The following is a 26,596-nucleotide window of genomic DNA, read 5'->3' as shown; positions in this document are numbered from 1 at the left end:
AGGCGGATAACTTTTGTCCACTTGCGATTGAAGTTAAAGCATCTCTTTAAGCCACCAGTGAGGCGGATAACCAATGGAATGGTGTGCGAACAAGACTTCAATGTCTTTAAGCCACCAGTGAGGCGGATAACTCATCAAATTTTTAGCTGTTTTACACCATTGTTCTTTAAGCCACCAGTGAGGTGGATAACAGTTAATTTCGCACTGCACAGCTTGTGCTATATCTTTAAGCCACCAGTGAGGTGGATAACTTTTCTGTAAGTGTCATTGTTTTGTTCTCATATCTTTAAGCCACCAGTGAGGTGGATAACAACAAGATAATGCCAGTCGCGACTATTTGTTTTCTTTAAGCCACCAGTGAGGTGGATAACATAACTAGCACTTTAGGCAAGGATGAACATATTCTTTAAGCCACCAGTGAGGCGGATAACGCCTTATCATCAAAAGGATTTATCCAGTTCGATCTTTAAGCCACCAGTGAGACGTATAAACCAGCATCAATATCCTTTAGAAAAGGAACATTTTTATCTTATTTAAAATAAAATTAAAAATCAATAAAAGGATCGAGTAAATTGATCCTAACAGTTCAAGTGGACATTTTTTTGATGAAAGTTTATATTTCTATCCCAATAAATTAATCAATAAATGTGACTATTAAATGAACAACTTCAACCTGGAAGTTATGCACCGTATTGTGCGCCTTTCAGCACTAATGCATGATCTAGGCAAATCTACAAAAGGCTTCCAGCAAAAACTAAGCTCTGTGATTAATAAAGATAAAGCATCATTATTTTCTGGAGATAAAACATCCATCGGGCTGGCGGATCCGTTAAGGCACGAGCTGGTAAGCGTCCTATTGCTTCTCCCTCTTCTTGAAGAGGGTAAACTTAGCAGCCTTTCAACACCAGAAAAAGTCAAATCCTACTTTTCAAGCAACGCTCTAGGTGATTTTTATTCGTTAAAAGAAAAGATTAAGTCAGCGATATCTCAAGTTTCTGAGGATGAGATCTATGATTTAGTGAACAATTTTGATAACAAGATACCATTACTTAAAAGTGGTAAGCGCATATTGTGTAAAGGCAATTGGGAGCATTGCGCGATAACTAGCTCAATAGTCTGGCTTATACTGTGCCACCACAGAATCAACGCTGCTCACATCTCCATTCCTGAAACTCCCAAAACACGAAAACGTGAAAGAAAGCGAAAAAAAGAAACTAAAATAGACAACGAATTATTTTCTGAAATAAAAATAAATAGCAATTACATTAACCCTCACGGCTTTCAAAACATAGATTTGTTTTTTGAGTTTTCAAACACCCCTCTATGGCACTCTGACTCTTGGTGTCTTTGTGTATCTGATATCGTTAATGAGCTAATTCAATTACAAGCATTCAATAGTTCAAAATTTAAGCTAGACCTGTTTAACTCTCACGCATTATTTTACAAAGCAAAGACAGCTTTGATATATGGAGATCATCTAGGTAGCGCTCATTCAGAAATCTGTGAGTATCAAGACAGCTCAATGATCACCTACGGGAATACTCGACAAGATGAAGATGGTCTTTATCGATGGGCTGATAGCTTGCTCAAACACACAATCAAAGTTACTCATAAATCATCTGAAATTTTTGAAAGACTATTCTTGCTTGAACACGATGAATATCGAAAGCTTCCTGCCATCCATAGTAAAAGCATACCTGACTCACTAAAACCTATTGGTTTAAAATCGGAGAGTCCTTACTACTGGCAAGAGCATGTAGTAAATCAGCTTTCTACCATAGACAAGAATAGAGGTTTTTTTGGAATAGTTGTTTCTGGTACAGGGGCAGGTAAAACAAAAGGCTGCCCTATGATTATGAGCAACATCTGCAATGAAACACGGTTCACACTAGCTCTTGGGCGAAAAACATTAACTCAACAAGCGTTCAGGGACTATACCAGCGATATTATTGGCTTCAATAAATCTGACGTTTCAATGCTGATTGGTAGTCACGTAGCGCCAAAAGATCATGATATAGATGTTACTGGTAATGGCGTTATGGACATGAATAATACTGAACATGCTGACTTTAGTGGAGATGTAGGAGCATTTAACTCACCTTTAATGGAGCTGTTTAGTGAGAAATCCAAAGAGCATTCCATGCTCTCATCACCAATTAGTGTTATGACTGTTGACCACATCATCAGCCTGGTTACTCAGCGTCGAAGCTCTCAATGCAAACTTATGCTCATTGCTATGAACAATGATCTCATCATTGATGAACTGGATGATTTTGATGCAAGCTCTCTAGTTGCTATCGGCAAGCTTATCTACCTATTTGCAAGTTTCGGTAGAAAGGTGATTATATCATCAGCAACGATATCGCCAGTAATAGCGCAATCCATGCTAAACGCTTACTTGCATGGTTACGAGATCCACAAAGAAATAATCAATGATAATAAATCTCCGTACACAGGCTTTATTTCAAACAAATCCCCATACTTAAGCATCCAAGATAACTCTGACATTGACTCTCTTATGAGCGGATATGGCGATTTTATTGATAGCGTATGTCAGCATCTTTATGACGAGCCAAAACGTAGATTTGCGAAGTACATAAACTTAGTTACGAATAACAATTCATACGATGAGGATGAAGCGTTCAGCGTTATTGATGATCAGATTTCAGAACTCCATAAATACCACAACATCAAGGATAAAGATGGCTTTAAGCTTTCTTTTGGCTTTGTAAGATTTAACCACGTTAAGAGTGCTCAGCAATATGCTATTCACTTACTAAATAGCAATAGCAATAGCAGTATAGATATTGATTACAAAGTGGTTTGCTATCACTCTAGAATGCTGAATGTTGACCGATTCGCAATTGAAGAGTTTTTGGATACAGCTCTAAAAAGGACAAAAAGCGAGCCTTTTGAAAATGAGCTGATCTCAAAACTGGTTGATGAATCCAAGAACAATGGAAAGAAAGAGTTAATGATTGTTGTCTCGACAACTTCAATACAAGAAACGGGGCGAGACCATGATTACGACTGGATAATCACAGAGCCTCTAAGTGATAGAAGCATAATTCAATGTGCAGGTCGAGTTTTGCGTCACCGACCTAATATGCGCCCTAATCACCCGAATATCGTTATCTTTTCTGACACTATCAAATCCTACATGGGTAAACCTAGTGCATGGGGGTATCCAGGAATCGAAACCGATCATGCGGTAAATGCGATAGGGGAGAGGGTAAATAGACCAAGATACCCTGTATCCTTTAACTTCGAAAAGAAACTATCTCAACGGCTAGAATTGCTAATGATTACTCAAGATTGCTCCGAACAGAAAGCAAATGCGGTTAACTCATTAAGCAATAAATTTACTGCCAATAAGATTGATGCATCACCAGCGATACGTAAGGTATCTACAACATCAGAATCACTTATAGGCGCTCTTGAAACCATAAGAAACTACGATTATTTACTTTCCTCTGGATCTGATAATCCATTTTCGCTAGGGACATACATAACCTGTCCTTCAATTGCTCTCAGCACAACACATGGCGATCATAATCAACTACGTGATAAAATCTCGACTAGTGGAAAGGTAAACATTGAAGTCAAGTTGAAGCAATACAAACAAGGCATAGCTAGCAATAATTGGCAGAAGTATAGAGTTGCAAAGAGAGGTTTTGAGGTATGGAACATCAATATCAAGAACTATTATAACTCGGAGCTAAATTGGGATAGAGTGCTTTTAGATTACAGTCTGGCAGATAAGGTCGATGATGTTAGCCTTACTCATTATTCAAACAAGGGTAGTGTTACAAGGTATCTGTCATCAGCAAGGATATCTGTTGACTTCAATCAAGCAGAGGTGTATTACTCGCCCGTTATTGGTTTTTTGGACTAGTTTAATAACCCATTGATAACTAATAAAAGCATATCCAAAAGGCTATGCTTTTATAATTTCAATCAATAAATCGACTTAAAGCCTTGCGAAGCTCTTGATAATCTGTAATAGGTTTATCGAGTTTTTCATCTCCAATATAATGAACTTCAAAGTCAGCATCTATTCCAGAAACGTCATCTAAATCATGTATGGATATAAGCTTACTTTTACGCTTAAGGAATGCTCTAGCAACTCTCTCAGCATAACCATCAAGTCTACTGTATTCAGGTACAGAAGGAGGCTTTATCGGGAATAGTTCACTACTATATTCTTGAGACAGAAGATGACGATAAACTAGAGCTGGATTAGAATTAGGGCGATCTTTAATGAAATCATAAATTTTTTCTTCTCCCAGTGTAGAAAGTTCAGTAGTGAAAAAAACATCAAGATCACCATAATCAACAGCTTCTTTATTGATAGAAGAACCGAAAAAACCTAAGCAGTTAGGAACTCGAACCATCTTATCTAGGTGTTTTCTTGAATCCAAATAGCGTTCAACAATGATACTCATTTGTTTTTTAAGTGCAGTTTTATTCATTCTTTTACCACCTCTTTTCATTGACAAGGCATTACCCTTGATTGTGAATTGAAATGGCTCTACAGAAGAAAAAGTAAATACATCATTATGGACGGATTCAATTAACTTGTCTCTTACCGCAATATCCACAAAATCACTTAATTGTGTGAGTGACATACCCGAAGTATAAGCAAGAGTTCTTGCCGTTTTATATCTTTGACGACAGATTGACTCCATTGCATATTTTATCTGATTTGCGGTATACCCATATTCATTTAAAGGAATGGATGACTTAATTCTCGAAGGCTTAATTTTTACGTCATCAACCTTAAAATTCATATCGATTTTCTGTACAGGAATACCCTCTATCTTATAAACATCTTTACCAGGCTCTTTAGACATGTCATTTCTGAAATTATCAGATTTACATAGAGAGATTAAGTAGGGGAGATCAGATTCCGAGCATAGATAGTATCCTACCTGATTAAACATTTTGGCATAAAAATTACTAGTCATGTATTTTTCATCATCGTAAAACATCTCAAATAAATATTTGATATCACGCATTGTGATCAATGCATAACCATTTCTATCAATATAGAAGTGACACGCCTTAGAAGCTTCTTCTCCGCACTTGAACTTATTGAGCACAGCTTGCGTTAATCTTTGAGATTGCAGAACGGTTGGTCGATAAGTTATCAGTTCAGAAAGCTGATCTAGATCTCTTTGATTTGCCGCTTTCTGAAAAACAGAAATCAAGTCAAAAATACTCTCTCCATTCCAAAGATCATATTGAGATGATTTGGTAACTAACGCATTGTATACATAGTTAGATGAATAGCTAGATGACTTACGTGAATGTATAATTCCATTAATTTGATAGTCATTAGGCTTTTCCATAAAAATTACGGCATCGCTCGGGTAGCTAATAAGCTCTCCATCAAAATAAAAGTGTGCTAACGAATACTTAACCTGCCTGTTAGCTTCAGCCCTTGCTTTAAGGATTACATCTCCTGATATGTGAGCATCATTATCTTTGAACTCTTCCAGATTTAAAACAATCATCACATCTCCCTATAATATAAATATTTAATCAGGTAATTATCACGATAAAAAAGTCATGGCAAGCAAATTACCACTTTAAATCAAAAGGTTGATCAACTCAGGCATTACCAACAATGAAACCGATTTCAATCAACTCATCTTCAGTGAGAAGATCAATTCTACACCCAAAGAAATTTGTCTTCGGTTTGTAATTTTTGGGTTCTGGTGGAATGTCATAAACAACATCTCTTTTGATGGCTTTAATCATACATTATTCGGGTTTTTGGTCAGTGATTTATTTATTAAATAATGTATAAAGTCCGATTAATCTTTCACTAAATTTTAAATTTGTATCCCAGGCGGAAAAATAGTGAGTCACAATCCTTCCCAAGGCTAGAGCAACCGTCATTTTTCGTGTAGTTGATGTCCACATGAATTGCCTCTGTTACGTTTACAGTAAGCTGTGGAGTCGCAGCGATACGAGAAACGCGCTCATCTGAATACCCTACAAACTTTCCGTTAGAAGTAGTGTAAGTGCGCTCTGTATCGTTGATGATACCTACATTGAATCCAAGATCGATACTGTCAATCAGGTAGTTAACATCAAGACGATACTTATATGATGCCATTACGGACAAACTAGGGTTATCGAAAATATCCTTCATGTACCAAACCTCACCTCCAAGCTTGTGATTACTGTTCTTACTAGCAAAAGGGTAGTAAGCAACACCTAAACCTAGATGATTTTTATTAAAGCTCTCACTTGAAAGACCTGAGCTAGGAGTGTGAGTTGACCACCCACCAAACTTGATATCCAATTCATTCAAGTCATAAGACTGTTCATTTTGAAATGAGAAAGATGGCGCTGAAACTAATGCCGCAGCCAAAATCATAGATAATGTGATTTGTTTTTTCATGAGGTTTATTCCCTATATTTTATGTATTCATTATATATTAATTAGTTTAATAGTAAAGAAATATTTCAGGCAATAAAAAACCACCGACATGCGGTGGCTTTGTTCACATCCATTGCTTTCTCTTTTTGCTCTGATTCTTCCAGCAGCGAATGATGCTATCCCAGCGGCATTCACCGTAACGATTCAGAGCTTGCGCCGTGGTCTTTCTTGCAGTCCTCAAAGGACATTGCAAATCGAACTCATCGCGGCTTGTAATCGCCTTTAACTCATTCGAAAGGGTGCAAGGCTTATAATGAGCGTTAAGACGTTTCTGGTGGTTTTTATCGCGCTTGTAGCCGCTTCTTACACCGTTAGGTCGATTACTAACCCAGTATCTGCCATTTCCCTTTCTCTCATGAAGAGCCTTATAGCGTTGCTTGTATCGCTCAACAATATACTCAACTGAAATTACACGGTTAAAAGCATCCAGAACAATGTATTTGTTTACACAAGACAACCATAGGTAAGGTTCATTACCGTGCTTTGTGTAACTCCAAGGTTGACCAGGATACTTACTGCGAGCAAAAATATCATTCTTATCGAAAATCTGAACAGCCTGATTAAGCTTGTATTCATGAAAATGACCGATAAGAGAAATTCTTGGAGCAAATGTCTCGCCAACAATACAGTTTTCTGTCTTTAAAAGAGAGTAACAATATCTTCCATATCTAGAATAGCAATACCTATTAGGAAACTCAGCCTCAAGCTTCTCGAAGATCTCATTAAGGGAGTTAAATTTGGATTTGCTACCGTCAATGCATTTTAAATAATACATGTATCACCTCGTTTCTTAGTTAGTTACTAAGTCGGTGATACCCCCTTGTTCTATACTCATATCGGATCATAAGAATCCCCTTATTTAAGTTTAAAGTTCTCAAGTGACTTAAAAAATTCAGAGTCGTAACCCTGACTCATCAGCTCACAGATTGCTGCACCTACCACACCTCTTTCTCTTTGATACCCAAGAGAGGGATATGTTTTGGATTAAAGCTTACCTTGTTGATAGTGAGGTAGTGATTTAAAAGATTCAAGAAAGGCTAATGCCTTTCAATGTACGATTCTGATGTTATGCACTGCACACTTCATTATGCGTACTGGGTTATGAACCTCCCAGCTCTAAACGACTGGGTTTCTGAATAATTGATGCCGAAGCTCAAATATTCATCCTGTTAGAAACATTTCCGATATGAAATATCAGGTGAAAGGTGCCATAGCTCTATGGTCTTATGGCTAACGTCATTAAGATGTTAGCACCGCTCTTTCTTTGTCTCTCGTTTTTATACTGGTGTCGGTTCTGTCAGCCAGTTTTTTCTTTCTTTTCAAGATACTTTTGCGAGTTTTGCTTTTGGCAAACGCATTCTCTTTAATGTAATGTATCAATCGTTTCTTTAGCACTTTAGCGGCATTTGAGTCTGCATTATCTCTGTTCCCACATGACAAACAGATAAAAGTCGCTTGATCTGGACGCTCTGTATTTAAGCTCCCACAACAAGCACACTCTTTTGAGCTTGCTTTATGTGGCAACAAGGTTTTTAGTTAAAACAAGAAATAATCTGGTTCTGTTTTCATGTTCGCTCACCCCTACCTAAAGGAAGGGGATTGCGCTCACTCTCGTTCAATTTTCTGATAGTTATAGCGAAATTTTCGCAACAATCTCATCCAAATTCTTAGTTTCAAAAAAATCAGGCTCTTGATCTTCTATTTCAGTAACAAGTCTGTACGTATTTTCAATCAAAACGATTTCCAAGTTATTAATTCCATCATGATCGCCTGATTCAATGTAGCGATGCATAATTTCAAGGATTTCATCTGCCTTGTACGCAATTTCCATTCGAACTGAAATGCTACCACTAATGACATTACCAATTTCTACCGATGCGGGAACACCCTCAGAATGCACGAAGATTGGAAACACTGGGTGTTTGACAAAAGACGGAGACCCCATCTCTACATCGTTTTCGATACGAAAGTAATCAGGGATTTCCTTTAGATCATTGAATGGTTTGTACATGGTTAAGTCCTTTAATTATTCATTTGTCTTTATTATACATATATAAAAAAACAAGTCAATTACTGAGTTTTAATTTATTTATTAAATTGAGATCTGTATACATAAATCTTGAGAGCCATTATCATTTATAGCTTTCTCTTGGCTTTTTTATTATTTGCACAATATCTACTATACAAACAAATCAAAACCATGACTCCATATATGTTGACTCTGCGCCTTATATATGTATAATTAAGCCATAACAGAGGGAAAGGCTAAGCAAGCTCTTAGTCAGTCGCTTTGGGGGTTAGACCCTTGGCATCACTCATCCTTAACGGGAGCTGGAAACCATAAACTTAATGGAAAAGTCAAAATCCTCCTTTTATTTATCAAGGGTTTTGTAACGAGCGAGAACCCAAAGATAATGTATATTGGAGATTTACAAATGCCATCAACAAAAATTATCATTCCAGGCTCTAAAGTCCTAGAAAACGTATCTGCATCATTTATCGCGAATAAAGTTGTTGCTGAAGTAAAAAACAAATACGGTTCAGATTTTCCATGCACCCTGAAAGAGCTTGATGATTTCTTTGCGCCCAAAAAGCCTAAGCTAGAGCGTCATACCAGCTTATCTTTTTCAAAAAAGAAAGATAAGTTCCGTGACTTAATGTGCGATCTGTTCTTTGATATCGATGGCTATCAAGCTTTCAAGGGTATCTGGCATAAAGCATTCAATGAAGCCTTATCTGAGGTAGAGAAAGCGATTAATACCCTACCTGAATCTATGTACTTTTCTCGCTGCGATTCGTCAGAAACCTTGCTTCTTCTTGAAGATAAAGATCTAGATCTGTCTATTGGTAAATACTGTTTTAACTCTTCAAATTCTTTACTCGTTGATGTCGGAAACAATGAATACAATGAAGGTTGGCGCGAACTAAGTGAACTTGAATTTAACTTAGTGTGCTCTGCATATGTTGCTAATAATATCGCTATTGATACTGGAACAACTAGTTGTGGAGGTTCTAGTGGCTTTGGTGATATGCACAGCGATATTGAATACATCGAAAACACATATGGATTGAACTTTGCAGGTAATCACTCAAACTATTACTCTGTCACATCAGAAGAGCAGTCTATTGTTATTATTGAAGCAAAACGCCCATCTTCGATTGAAGAAGTTAAAGCTGAGTTTGCTAAAAGAATTTCATTAATCTAAACATTCAGGGAAGGGGAAGACTCTTCCTTAATATCATTGGAGTCAATTATGTACCATTCCCTTTTATCGAAATTCTATGACGCAGGCTTGAAGTTTGAATTTAACGCAGAGGATAGCCAGCCATTTTCAGTTAGTGTTGAACCTGATATTACCGTTCAACTAGTACTGCTATCTACAGGCGACATTAAGTTTAACTGCACATCTAAAACACAAAGTCTAGATCGAGTTGATGTTGTATATGGCTCTATCCAGATGATGGGTGGCTTAAACAAAAACGAGGTAATGTTTACATCTCATGTAAATATCGGTTCTCCAGCCCTTACTTTAGATTCTGTGCATGAAAAAGACGAATATCTATATGCAGATATTTATGCGATCCGTACTGCACTTGGCTCTATGATTGCTTTAACTATTAAAGATATTCTAATTGAGCACAAAAAGGATTTGGAATACCTTCGCGCTATGTATATCGCTCACCTTGATGAAGATCGCAAGGAAGAAGAAGAAAATAAAAGGATTGAAGATGCTAAAAAACTACAGGATTTTCAATCCAAGCACACAATGATTGGCTCAATGGCTGCTGATTTACTGGCTAATGAAACTAAGATTTGGAAGCAGTCACAAAATGACACGCACACCATTAATGTGATTCGTTTTGCAGACTTCTCACCAGTGCAAGTTGCGATCACACTAAAGAAAGGCTCTGCATTGCTTAATGGTGTCCGAACATCTAAGGCAAATATTGTTGAACAGCTTAAAGAGATGTACATTTTAAAATAATTTAAGTATTGACTTTGACTGTAATTTACGTATAATTGAAAGCATAGAAGAGGTTGAGGTCAATACCATGAAACAAAAGAATAAAATCAAGCTATCATTCGTTCAGAGTGCTATCATCCTGAATGTATCTCTCATTTCGTTCTCATTTTTAGTCGCAAACATGTAGGATTTGAAACTATGAAAAAGTTAGCTGTACTTTTAGTCCTTACGGTAATTTCCTTAGTAACGATCTATCAATCCATTTTCAATCAGAATGATTCCAATCTGGTTTTACCAAACGGCGCACCAGCAATCAGCAGTGAAGCTGCAAATGAATTGGTAAATCAAATCAGCGAGAATGTTAAACAATACAAGAGCGATTTAGAGAGTAAGTAGAACACTTCTTAGAAAAAGCTTTTCCGAAAGCTTTTTCTAAGGGATGGTTCGATTCCATCTCGCTAGCCGAGGACAGGTGTGAAGGGAGTTAGGTTCAATTCCTAATGATTGTTTTGCGGAATTTCTTAAGAAAAAATCTTTCTAAGAATGGCAAGTAACTCTGGTGAGACAAATGGCTCGGATGGCACGTCCGTTAAAAATCACTCGGAATGGTGATTGGGTGCAAAAAATTCAGAACTAGGCGAATATTCTTTTTGTCTTGATTGCTAATTAAAAGCCCTCTAATATTGTTATAACACCTTGATTTATATTGCCTTCTGCGTATAAATCATATTGTCGCGTTAGAGTCGATTGGTAAGTATCTGTATTACAGCGGTCAAATTTCTAATCCGATTGCTGCTTTTGAAAAATTAATGCGAACTGAAAATGGTGATCGCATTATTCGCATCTATTCTCAATACTCACTCAATATTGACAAGCTCTACATTTTTGATGAAGAGTCGAAGAACATCATGGAAGATGATATCGAGATTGATACTTCGGATTTCGACCTGTCTTGCCTTGAGAACTCGTTTAACCAGACAATGCTAGTTTGCTCTGTATTTAGAGACTACATAAAGCCTGAGATTGAAACCGAGGATGATGACGATGAGTTCGATGACGAAGACTTACCAGATGGATACGATGTCAATGAACTGATCTCTATGCTCGCTGGTGGAATAGAAGCAAATGCAGATTTTGAAAGTATGCTGCCTCAATTACACTCCTTATTCGGATTCTCTGAGAAAAGAGAAATAAACCCGTCTGAAGAAAAAATCATTACGCTCATTAATGATGAGCGATTTAACGAGCTTTCTGCTTTGCCTCTCTCTGAACTCGCTGCCTTCAGAGATCAAAATCACAGCAATCTATTTCATGTTGCGTGTACGCTAGACAATCTTGAACTACTGAAGATTGCTATTGATAGTCGCATAAGCCCTCTGGAGCGCGATGGAGACTGTTTTAGCGGAATGGATATCTGTGCGGAGCGCGGCTCAAATAAGGTCTTAGAATACATCCTGGACAACCATATAGCCGATTCACTCATCAATGCTCAATGTAATAGGGGATTTACCCCTGCTCACAGAGCCATAACGTACAACCAAACAGACTCTCTTAATATTCTTAAGTCGCATGGCGCAGATATGACCATTCGGAATGCCGTTGACATATCCCCTAATGACTACATAGGAGAATAATCGAGACTGGCAGGCTAATGCCTGCCTTTTTGTAGATTTAATTGGTATTGTTTTATCACCCTTCCTTTTTTACTCATTTTTTACTCATTCTATACTCGAAGAACACTCATTTTATACTCGCAAATCGATGATTTACAAAGGGTTTTTATCTTGAAATAATAGGTGAAACTTCAAAGAGGATTTAAAATGAATACAATCACGATGACCGATGAACAATCAAAAAAACTGGAAGAGTTGGTATCAATTTCTGCACACAACAACCCATTAGATTTAATCAATGAGGCGTTAACACTATATGAGTTTAAAGTTGCAGAAGAAAAAGAGGGGAGGTTTCTTGCCTCTATCGACAAAGAAAGTAAGCAATATTTTCGCGTGAGCTTATCGGGAGATACAAAATAGAATGATTTAACGGGCAGGGATAGTGCTGCCCGTTATCGAAATCATTGATTATGCTGCTCAAACATCGGCTTAAACCAAGCTTCAGGTGCATTTTCATTAATCCACTTTAACGCGATACGCTTTACGTGTGATTCCGTTAAAGTAATAATGACTTTAGGGTATCCATCAGCTTCTCTTCCCCAGTTCCCATTCATTGAATCGATATCGCGTTCAGCAACTTTCATAACCTCATCTGCTTGCTCTTCAAACATGCCATTATTCACTAGCATGTCTTTCATTACTTGGCGTACAGTTTTTCCGTTATAAGCCCCACGTTGAATGATTCTTGCTTTTTGTTCTGGAGTTAGATGTTTGCCAACTGAAATATCACTAGCAATAGATACAGGAATTTCTTTATTCATTTTGATGCCCTAATTTAATTTTCTTCTATTATACAAAAGAAGAGTGTAAAGTAAATAAATTAATTTATTCAAATCCATAAAAACAAAAAACCGCCCGAGGGCGGTTGATTGCCTACACCGATTTCTCGATATAGTGGAAAGACAGACGCTTCGCTTTCGTTCTCTAGTGATCTTGGCGTTCACGCGTTTGTTAGACGCTTCACTAGCTTTGCTACACTCACGTTACGGGCTGAGTGCGATACCTCCAACAACCATTAACTTTTTGGCTCCGCTAGAATTGTTAGGCCATAACCTTCTAACTTCACCTGACTAACCTAGATACCCGAGCATCTTCTTTAGCCCCCGTTAGGGCATGTATGACTTTTCAGCCTCTACATGAAAGCACTTCGTTAATAACTGTTTGCGTTTTCATCGGGACAAATGATAATACATCATTCAATTTTTTTAAGTTATCTGCTTGCCATAAAAGCTTAAAGGCTGACCAAAAACAGACAATGAGTTGGCGCTCACCTCATTTTTTTAGCCTTGAATCCAGCGACCCTCTATAAGATGAGCTTAACCACCCACCGTTAAGGATTCAAATTCATCCTGCACACCTTTGAGTCGCCAAACCCACTGAGTGTGCGTCATCTCTCTAGTACCAACCACCTGAGAAGGCAAAATGTACATTGATGACCCCTCTATATTAGCACCGCCGCAGTAAAGCAAGTGCTTTCAGTTCGGGAGGTTTCCGAACATTCCTCTGGGGAACGATTTCAATGATATTGATTCAGATTTTAAAAGTCAATATCTTTTTTATTTTTCTTTCGAATTGATTTTTTGGTTCATGTTAGATTTACAATTCTTGACCAAAATGTATACTTCTAAAACCACACATGTACTGGAAATAGATAGTGAATCTTAAAAAAATCCACTCATTGAGCAAATTAGGAAGGGAGTGCATTCAATTCCTGGAAGGTCATGATCACAAAGATACAGCGAATTGCTTCTTCGATATACTTGAGCAAACATCGAATCTTATCACCAGTTATGGTTTCCGATTAGAAGACAATGACTGTATTAAGTCCATCTTCTGCGACTCGACAGCTTTTTTTAATCAGCTTAATAAATCGCATAAACATCACTGTGACTTTCTATATGCCGTATTTGAGCTAAATCAATCACCAATTAAGAAGCTTGTACGCTTGTATGACGCAATTGCAAAGCAAGAACATGACTACTTTTCACATGACACTAAGATGAGTGTTTTATTGCAGGTATCAGAAATCATAAAATTCGAAACCGATGAGGTTGCGTTTTATAGAGGTTCTGAATCAATGTTTAGCAAAACCTTCAGGGAAAACATAAGCAATGAGCACACTATCGCAGATATCTCGCATATTATTAATGCCGAAGTGAATAGCCGTGATCTCCGCACCCGACTCATCGATCACTATGCTGCAAATTTTCTATCTTCACTGATTAAAAATGATAGTTTTCCCCTTTACAGTAAAAGAGAAGACAAGATTGAACTTGGAAATCTCGGAAAATTTTTGGAGTCAAACAATCTATCTGACTCAAAAGAACTTGATAAGCTTATTGTGACAGTATTAAAAGCCTCCAAATTCAAATGCCTTTGGTAGTCGAAAAGTGCAAACTTGATAAGTAATATATATAACTAGTGAACTTTGCACTTGAGAAATGTGTAAAGTTTTACTCATTAGATTAGAATTCAGTAATTTATGAGTAAAGTTTTACTCATTGATAAAAGCCTCCAATGTCGGAGGCTTCGTATCAGAACTCATTCAAAAGTAACTTAGGCTTAATTTTTGGTACAAGTAATCCTTCATTAGATGTTTTCAGTTTATCACCACCAGAAAGAGTCATAATCGCAAGAAAAAGCTTTTCTGGATCATTCATTAGATATCTACCGCTATTTTCATAGGGATTAATTTCGATAAGCTCTACACCGCTTGTTGTTTCCGCAAAGTCTGCCACACAAATCAAAGGGAGTCTTTCTTTAAACTTGCTTGCGAAATCCTGGGCGTAATCCAGTACATGTTTAGGACTAACGTAGTAGTCATAATCAAAGTAACGACTTAATGATGTTACCTTTCCATCAACGATGAAAGCACGATGCTCTTTATTCGGATAGGAACGAAGATCATCTAAGATGTTAATGACATCGCTTTTGATGAGTTTTCCATCCAAAGATTTGTAACTTGCTGGAATAATTTGGCTTTCTCCGACCCACGGATTGAAGTAACTTGATTGTTCAGTAAATAAGGTAAGCACAGAATCTTCAAATAAGGATAGGTATCGGTATAAGGTTGTTCCTTCAACATCAAGATCTGGTCTTTCTGATGTAGGCAATAAAAACCTGATATTATTTTCATCAAACACCTTCGCTAAAGTGTTGCCGTGAGAGCCTTTATCAAGAGTTTTTAGAAAGAATGGAAATGACAGTTCTTTTGATTTCAAAGAATCAAGGAATTCGGCTTGTGACAAGATTTCAACGTTACGACCAATCTCATCTTTAGTGAATAGATCAGCCCAGTATTTGACGCTTTCTGAAGTAGCTTTATCAATAAAGTAATCAAATCCAAGATTGTCAGGGTAGGAGTTCGACTGTTTTCTTACAACAAGGGCAAATTTATCTTTATCCAAAGAATTAATGTCAAAGTTAACTTCCGCAATAGAGAACTTTCCCTCTTGACGATCTTGTTTTGTTTGCGGTTTGACATAAGCCAGGTATGGGATTCCAAGTTCTCTACAGGTCAGAACTTCTTTACCTCTTTCTCTCAAGAGACAATGAGTCATATCCTCTTCAATCTCATTAAATCTACAACCTGCGATTTCAAGAGCATTTTCGAAAAACGCAAGGCTTTCGAACTCAATAGCTATAATTAAACCCTTTTTCATTTTTTAGCCCTTATAAATTTAATTGTTTAAATAATACATTTCTCAGCATAAAAGTCAACCGAAAGTGACCACTACAAATCAAAACCTACGAATAAATCATTAAATATGCTTTTCTTTGCCGCTCATATATGTATAATAATTGCGCTAGGGATTAAACCCTCTTAATAAATGATAAATATTGGAAAAATGAATACTAATATCCGACCTGAAAATACAGGTGTGTATGAGTTAAACTGCAAGATCGCTAAAGCTTTAAATCTTCCTCATAAGCAAGAGCTTGATAAGAAAGAACGTGCTTCTGGTGACTGGGATCAGAGAAGCGTACATATTCGAGTTCACTACAAAGATAGATTAAAGCCATTCCTTTGGGTTACGGGAGTTAATACCGTACTTACAGTCAGAGCGGTTGGCTGTAGAAGCAACAGAACCGTTGCTCTAGTGGGGAGGCTTGAGTGTGCGCTCGTCGCACACTCAAGAGAGCCGCTTAAAAAGAACCCTCGACCGATCAGGGCGGGGAGTGTCAGTACAAGTCAATGCTCTAACCAATTTTGATAATTTGGAAACAAAATGAACGCATACGAATTAAATGAACTCACCCCTAAATACCTAGTTGAGAGCGGTCATAATCGCTGTCACCCAGAAACCTGCACATGTTGGAATTTCCGCGTGTTCGAAAAATCCAGTAACGGAAGCAAAGGTGAAAACGTATTGAATTCCGACTCATCGAAAGAAGTGAAGCAGTTCTTGCTTGAAAACGACCCTCAATACAAGAACAATGACTAAAAAGGGCGCAAAGCAATGAAATCATTAATACTGAAAGCAAGTTATAAGAACTCTAATCTAAAAAAGATTTTTTTATCCCACTTGATTTACTTGGTTCTATTTATTGTTGGATACAATCTGTTTTTAGCCCTTTCAGATTCAGAAATTACTAAAGCATTGGAAAAGTTGGCGCTCTTTATTTTTATTTTTTCAATTTCTTCAATTCAAACTGAGGAAAGATTTCGATTTATTCCTAAGCTTCTATTTATGACAATTGTCATGCTTGCAAATATCTTAATTGGTGTAACCATGTTTGAATACTATGGTTCTTTGCCAACTGATGAAATTACCACTAGTGAAATTTCTGGCGATACAACCTTTAAAGCGTATGCATTACTTTTTCTTCATTTCGTTATTTGCAAAGCCATTTCCTTCTATTTTGACTGCAATGAGAAAAAGATTGTTGAGGATTCTGTTAAAAGTGAAAAAACTGAAAAAGCCCTTTAAGGGCTTTTTTTATAAATAAACCCAGAGCTTTTCGATTAAAAGAAAATGCTTCTCTTAGGTTTATTATAAATTTCATCGTATCTAGGGATTGTTTCACCAATCATTAGCTGATGGAGTTGTTCAAGAATTTCCTGCTTCTTAGGCAATAAGAATAACTTATAGTACAGTGTTTTGAATGGGTTTATGGTTGGTTCCATTATATTGATATCGAGAAAAAACCATTTTTTATAGTTTGTTCCAAACTGGAAATTAAATCCATCAGCATCACGCTTATCAATATAACTTTGTTCAGCTTCCACATCAAAAACCGTTCCTGATTTAGAATCAAAGCTGCCATCATTGGAAATCGAGTGATTTGAAACATTAGCGACATTACTAACAAAGTGATAGGTAAGTGCAGGTATTTCAGATTTCAACACGGCTTCTAGAAACTTTGAACGGGATTCCTCACTACCAAAGCCTATTTGCAAATGAATACGTATAGGATGACCAGCGCAACTTGAAATTGTGTGGTATCCCTTATCCACAAGAGCCTTAACCGTTGGATAAATGGGCGGTTCAATTTGAGTCTCAAACTCTTCAAACTTTGGGGAAATAGACACAGTATAATAAGCATCAGAACCATGTTCTGGCGCTGGCTTTCCAGTATGCACTCTACCATCAGGAAACAACTTGTTATGCTTCTGCATAAATATCTCGTTGAACATTTCCTCGGCAGTCTTTTCCTGCCTTGACTCTGAATATTGTTCCTTGTGATATTGAGACTCAACAACAATGCTATTATTCTCACGATTCAAAATAGACATTTTAAACACCCAAATCCATACGTTTATCTTTATTCTAAATTAGAAAAGTTCACTGATATAATCAAAGTCAGACACGTTCAAATCACCATCAATTTTCGTGATTTTATCTATGGCATTTTTTTGATCATATACCCATCCATCAGGGACGCAACCAATGAAGTAGCTAATTCCATCATTTGGAAAATCGTAACCATCACCATAATCACTCAAATAATCGGACAATGATTTACCATTTTTTATTGATGCAAAACTCATTTCATGAGGTTGGGCTACCACTAATAGTTTATCACCATTTTCCAAAGCATCTTCACTAAGAATACATACAAAATAATCATTAACTGATTGGATGCTCAATCGTAAATCAAGAAGCCCGTTACTAAAAATACTATTCACCAACATGACCATTTTCCAATATCTCTAAAGCTGAATCTGTATTCCCTAAAACCGCTTTTTTATGGTAACTGTAAAAACCCTTTTCGGCTTTATAATCAACACTCCAATCAGGCTTATCAATCATTCCTGCTTGCGCAATTAACTGGAAACGACAACATCCAGGCTTAATCAATTTTGTTACTTCATGATAAATGGTTGGATTCATATTATTAAAAATCACAATCATACCGTGCTTAGGAACAACCCTATCCAAAAATGTCATCTTGTTTGGGTTTTCAGGATCCTTAACATCAACCTTGAAGAAGTCTAAACAACCCCCAGAATTTACGTCACCGATATCATCACCAAAATAAGCAATGATATCCAGAACAGAGCGATCACCGACATCGCTATGAGGCTCCATGAAATAACCCTCAGTGCCGCAAAATGCACTAACATGGTATGAATTTCCATTCTCAAACTTGCTAAGTACAGGCTCAGCCCACAAGCAAAATTCATCCATGTAACGCTTAAACCATCTGTTTGGCTCGTCAGGTTTCATCATAGAGGCTACAGAGATGTATCTGGATTCATAGTATTTGTCGATCTCGCCATATGAATTTAAGACATCAGGGACAACCTCAATCCAAGCCTGGTTCTTCAGAACTTTAAGGATTTTGTTAGCCCACTCTTCTTGCAAGTATCCAACAGTAAATCCCTTTGTGAACAAATCATTTATATCAATTCTTTCAGTGGTAAACATTAGCCAATTTCCCCAATAATTCCGCAGACCAAGTATCTTGTTTTCGTAGTTTTTATTTCGGTGCATCTATGCTGATAATTCAGATCTGAGGGATTGAAGAAGACTATCTGACCTGAATTATTGGTAGGGAAGCTTCCTATAACTTCTCTATCGATAATGCTTCCACGACTATCGTATTTTACTTTTGAAAACTGCAAAACTCCGCCTTCACCTTCTTCAAAGTCTTCTTCGTTAATGACCATGCAGAAGCTAATTACAGCCTGGTTAGTACAGTCTTGATGCCAATCTACGTAATACCCTTCAGATAGCTTACAGACAGCCACCTCAATTCCCAGAGGGCATTCTTCAATATCGAACATGGAAAGTACACATCCGAACTCACTGTAAATTTTATCCACCAGCAGTGATACCATTGGTGGTAAGCCGTTTTTGTTAAAGCTGTATTCTGTACCCTTACCGTGTGTGATTGAGTCCATGTGATACTCATCAAATGACAGCTTTTTAAAAAGCTTCAGAAGCTTCTTGTTTAAAGAGGGGATGACTTTATTACTAATAAAACCCTGCTCATAAAGCTTGTTCACATCTATATCTGAGTTTTCAAATATGTCAGCAGAATGCTTATGAACGAAATGGTCTTTGAAAAGATATTTGTCCATTGATAATTGCTCTTATTTTATTGATTTGGCTTTTTGTTAACCAGTATTTTATTAATTAATAACTTTTCAGAAATAATATACTAATGAGTAATTCTATACTAGAGCTGATTAATGAAGGCATAAAAAAACCGCTCCATATACTGAAGCGGTCTTAAGCGCATACTGCGCAATTATCAATTGGTCTTTTTCCCTTCTTCACAGAACTTGTCGGCGTTCTCTTCGCTAGAACAGTGTTCTACCACTTTATCAAAGTACGGTTTATCGCGCATAACTTCTCGTTCAGAAGCACCATGACTCTTTCGAGCTTCAAGATACTCATCAAACTCCATCTTTCGGAACTCATTGCCATTTTGCATCAAAATAACCATGATGTTTCGAGCAATGGTTTCGGATTCACTGTTTTTAACAATAGATCCCATTGGGTGTCGTGTGTAATCGCTTGGTTGCGCCGTAGTAAACCTCTTTTTGAAGCCAGCGTTATCCCCGCTGGCTATTCATTGTTATCGCCTAGTATTAGTTGTAAGACACGTAAAGGGACGCGCTATTAGCCTTTAGATGCTGCTTTAAGAGTTCAGCAATGGTTTCGCCCTGCTCATCTTGAAAACCGCCTTCTAATTCGTGTAGAGCGCGGATTTTCTCTGTAGGGAATGACTCATCTAACTCATCATTCAAGTCAGTTGCCAAAAACTCTAACCATTCAAGAAGCTTATCTTTCAAAACCTCTGAATATGCAGCTTTGTTTACCATGATTCGGTAGCGTGTGAACGACGTTTCAGGATCATATGTGCGATTTTCAGCCGCAGTGTTAATGTAGTCGGTCAGCACATCGCCATACATAGAATCATAGACACGATAGTAATCAGTATCCGACTCAGTGAACGCAAGACGTTCAGAACACCATTCAAACAATTCACCGTCTTCATTTAGCAAATCATAAATACGCTCATCCAGTTCACCTTCAACTGCTTTTTCAATTGCAACCAAAAGACGCTCAAAGAAAAAATCCGTGTCAATAAATGCATTCAAGTCGCTCATTAAATGCTCATTAAACAAGATTTCTGGATGATTCTGGCTTGTATCAGTGGACACCTGAACAGGCTCGGATAACGACTTGTTCTTTAGTTCAGCCTTCAAGGTGTTGATGCTATAGCCCTCAGGCTTTCCCAACATCGCCTTTGCTAGACACGAAGCGACAAAGTTCTTTTTAGGTGAAAATTTACCGTGGCTTTCGACGTGAAAGACTTTAGTAAGATTTAGTGCGTATTGTTCAAGATGATCATTAGATTTGAACATTGTTTCTATCCTTTATTATTTATGATTGCGCTGTCGGTTTTTTCACAATCACAAAAGTTCAAAGGTAGAATCATGTGATGAAGTGTGAACGCCTGTTTACCAATCATCTTTCGATGCCGACAAAATCCGCTGGCTGGCAAGCCAATTCCTAAACGAGTCAGAACATGCTGAGGTTGTTTTCTAAGGAATGATTCGATTATACATAAATAATATAGAGGGTCAATATAAAAAGGCGGATAAATCCGCCTTTTTTGATGCTGTCTTTGAAAGTTTTGTTAGCAACTCCGCCGTAAACCCTCGCCCGATCAGGGCGGGGAGAATCACTTCCTCAAGCTCATTGATTAGCTTTTCTTCAATAAGGCAAAGTTCGCTAAGATTAACATAAGTTTCTTCACCTCCGATGAACGTAGTTACATCAATATTAATCTGATTCCAATCAAAGACCTGATCGCAACCACCGCATAGCGGCTCATTTGTTTCTTTAATAAGGTCTTTGTTTTCATGACCGCATTTTGCGCATGTCCAAGAAACCTCATTGATTTCAATATGTGTTGCATTCATTGTGCTATACCCCTATACGCTTCACAGGTTGAGAAGATGAATATTCTCGTTTGCTGCTTGACAGAATTCAGCATAAGAATCATATGGCATTACAGCACTCTTAAAAGACTCGGTAATCTCAACAACTCGGAATTCACGAACATCTGTACCGACATTGTAAGTAACAACTTCTACTGTTTTACTTTCACTTGCTGTCATTTTCGGTGATTCAAGATGACTAGTGCCACCCTTTAGAACTGAAAATAAGACAGGGGCTAATTCTGAGCATCGAAACTCACCAACACCCTGACCGAAATCAGCCATTTCATATTCAGTTCCTGCTGAATAAGTGGTAGACCAAGATTCGCAATTTACTTCTTTCATTAACTTGCTTTCTTTTTCACGGATGCCGAACATTTGTAAGTTTTTCATGGTGCGCCTCGATATTGCTTACATTTTTCTTTGATGTTTTTCATTATACATATTTAATTATTTAAGTCAATATTTATTGACTTAATTTTTTATTGGTGTAACTTACTAAGCATTAAATAATTAAAGGATACCACCATGAAAAGAGAAGATTGCTTAATTGTCATTTCTGAAGCCCTGAAAGCGGCTTCAGTCATTACTAAAGCCCAGCTATGTGCTTACCTGCGAGTTAGCTTGGATGGTGATTGTGATTCTTGCTTGGATGAAATCAAGTCACACATTGAGTCTCTTCCTGAAACATTCTCAACAGAACAGCTATCAATCGGAATCGATTCACTTTTAGATGATGAAAACGATACTGAATGGGTTCAACTGATCAAAGATGGCGCAAACTACTTCTTGAGCATTGATTGCGGTATCAAATCAACACCATTTACGAGCCTGGTTGATGCTGTAAGTTCAGCTATTGACAGCGCAATGTGCGGTTATCCTGTATTCGACATTTCAAAAGCATAAAGAGGGCAGCGCCATGAATAAACTGAATAAAATCGTTATCGCTAAATACCTTATTGATAACTGTGCAGATCACCCATTTATCGTAGATATTTACCAATCTCATGGATTGAAAATCCTAAGCGAATCTGTACGAAACAGCCGTAATTTTTTGCTAGCTGTGACAGATAAAGTTGGATGTAATCTTGATGCAAGCACAGTGAGTACACTATGCACAAACAACCTAGTTTTAAAGCTTACTGAGTCATATCTAGATCTTAAATATGAAACCGTACATATCATCGAGAACATTGTTTTTGTAAGCAATCTAGAAAATGATCTGGTAGTTATCTCTGCCAATGGCGCGGAAACTCTTGACGGTGCGCTAAACAAGACTGATATTGAACAGTTAGTTTGTAAATACAACATCCTTAACGCTTCTAAGGGCGTGTTACTTAAAGTATTAGGTTACATTGATAAGGATATCGACACTATTACACACAATTTTGAGAATTTAACAGAAGGCGACAAGCTTTCACATCGACTTCACTCAACGCCAGTTGAGATCAAAGATACAAGTCGCAATGGCACAGGTACTTATCTAGTTCCGCAAAGTGAATTAGCGTCAGGAACTCAAAGCGGAAACGTGTTTCTCTTCAATCCTGAAAAGTCATTCACGGTACTTGTTGAGGGAAGTGAAAACAACCTTTACACACATGCTATTGCGGAAAGTTTCGCGATTGATGCTGCATAAACAAGCCATAAAAATGAGGTGTTTTACCTCATTTTTAAATTGAGCTTGTGGCGTATAAATGTATAATAGAAACAAATCACTATTCAAGGAATTGCAGAATGAAAACGAAGTACAGACCACATCTAATCAATGCTAACAAACCCTTTGAGTTTACCCCTTCCAAGGGTAATGAAGTGCGCTCAGCTTTGTTGCTTGTTCTTTTTCAGAACTTCCTAGCCATTGAAAATCATTCGTTAGCACCGTACAAATCTCGCCTTGAATTTTGTGGTGAGAATAATCAACTCCACCCAAATCACCAAAGCTATGTGAATAGCGTGAACTCACATGCTTACGGCGATCTGTTCGAGCAATCACCTGATAACTTACAGGAATGCTCTGATGCTAAAAAGTTTGGTCTTCGCATGGCATACTTTCCTCAAGTGCCTTGCAATCCGTTTTACTTCCCTGTTAAAGACATCAAAGAAGCGGTTGAATTCTACAATCTGCTTGTTCGTTACGATGAGTTCTTGCTAACAGAATGCGACTCTATGCGTGTTGATTACTCCAACATCTTTGAGTTGGAGATGATTGATCCTCAAGATGGAGAATGGTGTTCTTGGTTCTTAGAATCTGGTGATGAATATTTTGATGATTTCCGTCAGTACCTAGACCATATTGAAGAAAACGAAGCTGCATAAAGCACACTGGTTCGGAATAGGGTAAGCAGTTTAAGCTTGCCCTTTTTTATTTCCTATAGCTCAATATCAATCAAATCAGATAACCAATTAAATCAAAGCTCATAAACCGAACTAACTCTGAAAACCATTCAGCATATCTTTCAAGAAAAACTCATGGCTTCCCCATGAGAAATAGCAATGGGCTTTGTTCTTTTTACTCTGAAAATGTTTTTTAAATTATTTATTATTTATCTATTGACTTCGGTTTGGTTATAAGTATAATTGTAAACATAAAGAGGGCAAAAGCTCTTAACAAAATTGAACCACACCAATAGTAAATAAGGAATAAATTATGGCATCTCGTGGCATTAATAAAGTAATTCTTGTAGGCAACTTAGGTGGCGACCCAGAAGTTCGTTACATGCCTAACGGTGGCGCGGTGGCTAATATCACTATCGCAACATCTGAATCATGGCGCGATAAGGCGACTGGTGAGCAGCGTGAAAAAACTGAATGGCATCGCGTAGCTCTGTTCGGAAAACTAGCAGAAGTGGCTGGCGAGTACCTACGTAAAGGCTCTCAAGTTTACATTGAAGGTCAACTACAAACTCGTAAATGGCAAGATCAGCAAGGTCAAGATCGCTACACTACAGAAGTTGTAGTTCAGGGCTACCAAGGCATTATGCAAATGCTAGGCGGTCGCGCTCAAGGCGGTCAAGGTCAACCAGCACAAGGTCAACCAGCACAAGGTCAACCAGCACAAGGTCGCGCTCAAGGTGGTCAACCTCAGCAACATGCTCAGCCGCAGCATCATCAACAGTCGCAGCCGCAGAACCATCAGCAGTCGCAACCGCAATACAATGAACCACCAATGGATTTTGACGACGACATTCCTTTTTAGTCCGTAAGTCATTGATTCTAAAGGATTTTACCTGAAAGGGTTGGCATTAGCCAGCCCTTTTTTATTTATCTGCAAAAATATTTAATGGCGCTTTTTAATTATTAAATTATTGACCTTTAGCGTTATTAATGTATAATTATTAAAGTTGGTTTTAGGCGGTAACATATGAAAGAAATTAAAAAAATCCCTACTCTTCAAGATGCGGAAATTAACCTTAATGGTTTCGAAATTACGGTTATTTCGCATATTAATAGTACGGGGCAGGGCGTTGGTCGATTACATCTTTACTTTATGAAGAACGATCTGGAACTCTTTAATGCAAGAATCACCTTTGTCCTAAGACCTCGTTCAAATTTCAAACAGTACAATATTGCCTTTTCACTGAATAAATCAATTTACTCGATCAGTTCAGATGATAACAATGACCCATATTATGTCTTGGAGACAAGTGATGGTCTCATTGAAGCAAGTCAGAGCCTTGCTAACCTAACTAGAAATCATCTTATGCATACTGTTAAGAGCTGTTTTGAAGATTGCTATAAAAATTATTTGATTAAAGAAAAACACGTAACCATCAAGTCTGCTATGAACGATCTAGTTTTAGGTTATTTCAAAAGCGTAGATGCTCAGATCAAAGAGTAGGGGATCAAATGAAAGCTAATAGAACAAGTCGCATTGACACCTCGCTAGACAAGCTAGCTATCGAGATTGACCTTGATATTACTGAAAGCCAAAGAGTAGAAGGATACCTAACTTTTATTTTTGCTGAGTTTGAAGTTGCGGATCTCGAATTTGTTGCTCATATCGATCTTCATAACATGAAAAAGGATATGTTTACGATTGAAAGCCCTAAGCTAAAAATCAAGCATGAAAAGGGGATTGAAGGCTTTTACAAGCAGGGTAAGCAAGCGGTTTATTTTAAAGACGAGAAGCTAAAAGAAATCATTATTAATCGAATTTCAGCGTTTACAAAAAACTTTCGCATGAACAGCGATAAAACCATTAGCCAATTCAGACATATTTTTAGAAGCAATGATAATCCCCAAGTTAAATTAGGGAACGTTGATACCTTATTTCAAAATCATATCAGGAATGCAATTCCTGATTGATGCGGCACCAAACACCATAGTAGGACAACTTATGTTATCAATTACAATCGGCACATGCCCTAACTGCAATCACCCTACACATAAGGAAGTAGGCTCGATTGGACGAAATTCTACGGACGCTTGCCCAAATTGCCAGTTGCTATACACCGAAGATTGCCAGACCAATAGCGCTCTTTTGGGGCGTGTTTATGAGTGGCAACAAATCAAAAAATTTCATGAAGCGGGCACATTCTCAGAGCTTGCTGAAAAACTAAGAGCGTTTGCTGTAGAGCATTATCAAGAAGATAAGCCAGCCTGGAGCTATGAAGAAAATGAAGATTTCAAAGGGTTATGTAAGCTTGGTGGAATGGAACACAGCGTAAAATACGGCTTATCACACCTTAAATTCATTGAAGATCGAAATATTCAATGGCGAGCACGTCAAAACAACCCTGATTTGCTCCCTTAAATCGCTCATACGCCTCTTTATGGTCAAAGTCATGGCTGTGACTACCCTTTTTTAAAAACGCCTTAAAAAGCACTCTCTGAGAGCAAGCCGTTTACTTAAAGTGGTTCTAATTTAAATTAGCGCCACTTTTATTTAGATGTCACAAGTGCTTTGGTTTTTTGGTTCTGGCAAGAAATCCATCTTGGCTAATCAAGCTTTAAGTCTGGACTTTCACTTAATTCCTTTAGAGTAAACTCATAATTGCGCTGACTGTCTGTGCATGTTGCACTTATTGTTTTATCTATTTCATCAACACTTTGTATTTTATAGTAATACCCATCAAGTGTAAATCCTTGTGATTCTTGAATTTGTTCAAAA

The 26,596-nt window shown here is 37.5% G+C and carries 33 protein-coding genes; 17 read left to right on the top strand and 16 right to left on the bottom strand.

The window, feature by feature from the left end; translation table 11 throughout:
* Positions 1 to 658 precede the first annotated feature (658 nt).
* The gene (locus tag AACT42_RS14985) at positions 659 to 3,895 is read left to right on the top strand and encodes an HD domain-containing protein (RefSeq protein ID WP_094133778.1); all 3,237 of its coding nucleotides are present in this window, start codon (positions 659 to 661) and stop codon (positions 3,893 to 3,895) included.
* Between the two features lie 58 nt (positions 3,896 to 3,953).
* On the opposite strand, the gene AACT42_RS14980 is transcribed toward AACT42_RS14985, so the two are convergent.
* From AACT42_RS14980 to AACT42_RS14960, 6 genes are all read right to left on the bottom strand, one after another.
* Positions 3,954 to 5,516 carry a hypothetical protein gene (locus AACT42_RS14980; RefSeq protein ID WP_094133779.1) on the bottom strand — a complete coding sequence of 521 codons (1,563 nt, stop codon included), beginning with the start codon at positions 5,514 to 5,516 and terminating at the stop codon, positions 3,954 to 3,956.
* 97 nt (positions 5,517 to 5,613) lie between these two features.
* On the bottom strand, positions 5,614 to 5,763 hold the full coding sequence (locus tag AACT42_RS14975; protein ID WP_339373675.1) for a hypothetical protein: 150 nt from the start codon (positions 5,761 to 5,763) through the stop codon (positions 5,614 to 5,616).
* 67 nt (positions 5,764 to 5,830) lie between these two features.
* On the bottom strand, positions 5,831 to 6,412 hold the full coding sequence (locus tag AACT42_RS14970) for a hypothetical protein (protein ID WP_094182927.1): 582 nt from the start codon (positions 6,410 to 6,412) through the stop codon (positions 5,831 to 5,833).
* A 103-nt stretch (positions 6,413 to 6,515) separates the two neighbouring features.
* Positions 6,516 to 7,226, bottom strand: coding sequence for a hypothetical protein (locus tag AACT42_RS14965; RefSeq protein WP_094134213.1), 711 nt, complete (start codon positions 7,224 to 7,226; stop codon positions 6,516 to 6,518).
* Between the two features lie 464 nt (positions 7,227 to 7,690).
* The gene (locus AACT42_RS24825; RefSeq protein ID WP_176432236.1) at positions 7,691 to 7,975 is read right to left on the bottom strand and encodes a zinc ribbon domain-containing protein; all 285 of its coding nucleotides are present in this window, start codon (positions 7,973 to 7,975) and stop codon (positions 7,691 to 7,693) included.
* Between the two features lie 106 nt (positions 7,976 to 8,081).
* Positions 8,082 to 8,462: a hypothetical protein gene (locus AACT42_RS14960; RefSeq protein ID WP_094134211.1), complete on the bottom strand. Its 381-nt coding sequence runs from the start codon at positions 8,460 to 8,462 to the stop codon at positions 8,082 to 8,084.
* A 424-nt stretch (positions 8,463 to 8,886) separates the two neighbouring features.
* Here AACT42_RS14960 and AACT42_RS14955 point away from each other — a divergent pair, with 424 nt between their 5' ends.
* From AACT42_RS14955 to AACT42_RS14935, 5 genes are all read left to right on the top strand, one after another.
* On the top strand, positions 8,887 to 9,657 hold the full coding sequence (locus AACT42_RS14955; RefSeq protein ID WP_094133253.1) for a hypothetical protein: 771 nt from the start codon (positions 8,887 to 8,889) through the stop codon (positions 9,655 to 9,657).
* 48 nt (positions 9,658 to 9,705) lie between these two features.
* Positions 9,706 to 10,437, top strand: a complete 732-nt coding sequence (locus AACT42_RS14950) for a hypothetical protein (protein WP_094133254.1) — start codon at positions 9,706 to 9,708, stop codon at positions 10,435 to 10,437.
* A 177-nt stretch (positions 10,438 to 10,614) separates the two neighbouring features.
* Positions 10,615 to 10,812, top strand: a complete 198-nt coding sequence (locus AACT42_RS14945; protein WP_094133255.1) for a hypothetical protein — start codon at positions 10,615 to 10,617, stop codon at positions 10,810 to 10,812.
* Positions 10,813 to 11,225: 413 nt separating this feature from the next.
* Entirely contained in the window at positions 11,226 to 12,050 is an 825-nt protein-coding gene (locus AACT42_RS14940; RefSeq protein WP_094133256.1) for an ankyrin repeat domain-containing protein, read from the top strand.
* A gap of 186 nt (positions 12,051 to 12,236) precedes the next feature.
* Entirely contained in the window at positions 12,237 to 12,449 is a 213-nt protein-coding gene (locus AACT42_RS14935; protein WP_045592188.1) for a hypothetical protein, read from the top strand.
* 41 nt (positions 12,450 to 12,490) lie between these two features.
* Here AACT42_RS14935 and AACT42_RS14930 read toward each other — a convergent pair whose 3' ends face one another.
* Positions 12,491 to 12,850 (bottom strand): hypothetical protein, encoded by a 360-nt coding sequence (locus tag AACT42_RS14930; RefSeq protein ID WP_094133257.1) that lies wholly within the window; start codon positions 12,848 to 12,850, stop codon positions 12,491 to 12,493.
* Positions 12,851 to 13,743: 893 nt separating this feature from the next.
* Between AACT42_RS14930 and AACT42_RS14925 the strand changes: the two genes are divergently transcribed.
* Positions 13,744 to 14,472 (top strand): hypothetical protein, encoded by a 729-nt coding sequence (locus AACT42_RS14925; protein ID WP_094182926.1) that lies wholly within the window; start codon positions 13,744 to 13,746, stop codon positions 14,470 to 14,472.
* A gap of 151 nt (positions 14,473 to 14,623) precedes the next feature.
* Here the strand turns inward: AACT42_RS14925 and AACT42_RS14920 are convergent, their stop codons facing one another.
* The gene (locus AACT42_RS14920; RefSeq protein WP_094182925.1) at positions 14,624 to 15,751 is read right to left on the bottom strand and encodes an ATP-grasp domain-containing protein; all 1,128 of its coding nucleotides are present in this window, start codon (positions 15,749 to 15,751) and stop codon (positions 14,624 to 14,626) included.
* A gap of 186 nt (positions 15,752 to 15,937) precedes the next feature.
* Between AACT42_RS14920 and AACT42_RS14915 the strand changes: the two genes are divergently transcribed.
* Genes AACT42_RS14915 through AACT42_RS14905 form a run of 3 tightly spaced genes read left to right on the top strand, consistent with a single transcriptional unit; the run spans position 15,938 to position 17,020 of the window.
* Positions 15,938 to 16,303, top strand: coding sequence for a hypothetical protein (locus tag AACT42_RS14915; protein ID WP_141193162.1), 366 nt, complete (start codon positions 15,938 to 15,940; stop codon positions 16,301 to 16,303).
* Between the two features lie 15 nt (positions 16,304 to 16,318).
* Entirely contained in the window at positions 16,319 to 16,534 is a 216-nt protein-coding gene (locus AACT42_RS14910) for a hypothetical protein (protein WP_045592197.1), read from the top strand.
* Positions 16,535 to 16,549: 15 nt separating this feature from the next.
* The gene (locus AACT42_RS14905) at positions 16,550 to 17,020 is read left to right on the top strand and encodes a hypothetical protein (protein WP_094131879.1); all 471 of its coding nucleotides are present in this window, start codon (positions 16,550 to 16,552) and stop codon (positions 17,018 to 17,020) included.
* Positions 17,021 to 17,055: 35 nt separating this feature from the next.
* Here the strand turns inward: AACT42_RS14905 and AACT42_RS14900 are convergent, their stop codons facing one another.
* The 8 genes from AACT42_RS14900 to AACT42_RS14865 form a co-directional block, all read right to left on the bottom strand.
* Positions 17,056 to 17,826, bottom strand: a complete 771-nt coding sequence (locus tag AACT42_RS14900) for a hypothetical protein (RefSeq protein ID WP_094131880.1) — start codon at positions 17,824 to 17,826, stop codon at positions 17,056 to 17,058.
* A 39-nt stretch (positions 17,827 to 17,865) separates the two neighbouring features.
* Positions 17,866 to 18,225, bottom strand: coding sequence for a hypothetical protein (locus tag AACT42_RS14895; RefSeq protein WP_094131881.1), 360 nt, complete (start codon positions 18,223 to 18,225; stop codon positions 17,866 to 17,868).
* Complete coding sequence (locus AACT42_RS14890; protein ID WP_094131882.1) at positions 18,212 to 18,961, bottom strand: 2OG-Fe(II) oxygenase family protein; 750 nt, start codon at positions 18,959 to 18,961, stop codon at positions 18,212 to 18,214. The genes AACT42_RS14895 and AACT42_RS14890 overlap by 14 nt, the downstream gene beginning before the upstream one ends.
* Positions 18,961 to 19,617 (bottom strand): 2OG-Fe(II) oxygenase family protein, encoded by a 657-nt coding sequence (locus AACT42_RS14885; protein WP_038128613.1) that lies wholly within the window; start codon positions 19,615 to 19,617, stop codon positions 18,961 to 18,963. Before AACT42_RS14885 ends, AACT42_RS14890 begins: the two co-directional genes overlap by 1 nt.
* A 173-nt stretch (positions 19,618 to 19,790) precedes the next feature.
* A complete protein-coding gene (locus tag AACT42_RS14880) occupies positions 19,791 to 20,036 on the bottom strand; it encodes a hypothetical protein (protein WP_094131883.1) in 246 nt (81 codons plus the stop codon).
* A gap of 94 nt (positions 20,037 to 20,130) precedes the next feature.
* The gene (locus AACT42_RS14875) at positions 20,131 to 20,910 is read right to left on the bottom strand and encodes a hypothetical protein (protein WP_094131884.1); all 780 of its coding nucleotides are present in this window, start codon (positions 20,908 to 20,910) and stop codon (positions 20,131 to 20,133) included.
* Positions 20,911 to 21,129: 219 nt separating this feature from the next.
* Positions 21,130 to 21,471 carry a hypothetical protein gene (locus tag AACT42_RS14870; protein WP_094131885.1) on the bottom strand — a complete coding sequence of 114 codons (342 nt, stop codon included), beginning with the start codon at positions 21,469 to 21,471 and terminating at the stop codon, positions 21,130 to 21,132.
* 21 nt (positions 21,472 to 21,492) lie between these two features.
* Complete coding sequence (locus AACT42_RS14865; protein WP_038128603.1) at positions 21,493 to 21,882, bottom strand: hypothetical protein; 390 nt, start codon at positions 21,880 to 21,882, stop codon at positions 21,493 to 21,495.
* A 135-nt stretch (positions 21,883 to 22,017) separates the two neighbouring features.
* Between AACT42_RS14865 and AACT42_RS14860 the strand changes: the two genes are divergently transcribed.
* The 7 genes from AACT42_RS14860 (at position 22,018) to AACT42_RS14830 (ending at position 26,239) form a co-directional block, all read left to right on the top strand.
* Positions 22,018 to 22,395, top strand: a complete 378-nt coding sequence (locus tag AACT42_RS14860; RefSeq protein WP_094133912.1) for a hypothetical protein — start codon at positions 22,018 to 22,020, stop codon at positions 22,393 to 22,395.
* 13 nt (positions 22,396 to 22,408) lie between these two features.
* Complete coding sequence (locus tag AACT42_RS14855) at positions 22,409 to 23,125, top strand: hypothetical protein (protein WP_094133913.1); 717 nt, start codon at positions 22,409 to 22,411, stop codon at positions 23,123 to 23,125.
* A gap of 98 nt (positions 23,126 to 23,223) precedes the next feature.
* Positions 23,224 to 23,802 carry a hypothetical protein gene (locus tag AACT42_RS14850; protein ID WP_094133914.1) on the top strand — a complete coding sequence of 193 codons (579 nt, stop codon included), beginning with the start codon at positions 23,224 to 23,226 and terminating at the stop codon, positions 23,800 to 23,802.
* 331 nt (positions 23,803 to 24,133) lie between these two features.
* Entirely contained in the window at positions 24,134 to 24,682 is a 549-nt protein-coding gene (locus AACT42_RS14845) for a single-stranded DNA-binding protein (protein WP_094133915.1), read from the top strand.
* Between the two features lie 165 nt (positions 24,683 to 24,847).
* The gene (locus AACT42_RS14840; protein ID WP_094133916.1) at positions 24,848 to 25,324 is read left to right on the top strand and encodes a hypothetical protein; all 477 of its coding nucleotides are present in this window, start codon (positions 24,848 to 24,850) and stop codon (positions 25,322 to 25,324) included.
* An 8-nt stretch (positions 25,325 to 25,332) separates the two neighbouring features.
* Entirely contained in the window at positions 25,333 to 25,791 is a 459-nt protein-coding gene (locus AACT42_RS14835) for a hypothetical protein (RefSeq protein ID WP_094133917.1), read from the top strand.
* A 31-nt stretch (positions 25,792 to 25,822) separates the two neighbouring features.
* Positions 25,823 to 26,239 (top strand): hypothetical protein, encoded by a 417-nt coding sequence (locus AACT42_RS14830; protein WP_141193269.1) that lies wholly within the window; start codon positions 25,823 to 25,825, stop codon positions 26,237 to 26,239.
* Positions 26,240 to 26,596: the final 357 nt, after the last annotated feature.

The sequence above is a fragment of the Vibrio sp. V15_P4S5T153 genome, assembly GCF_963874485.1.
GTDB lineage: Bacteria > Pseudomonadota > Gammaproteobacteria > Enterobacterales > Vibrionaceae > Vibrio > Vibrio anguillarum.
Note: the sequence above shows the minus strand (reverse complement) of the source record. Positions and strands in the feature narration are given on the sequence as shown.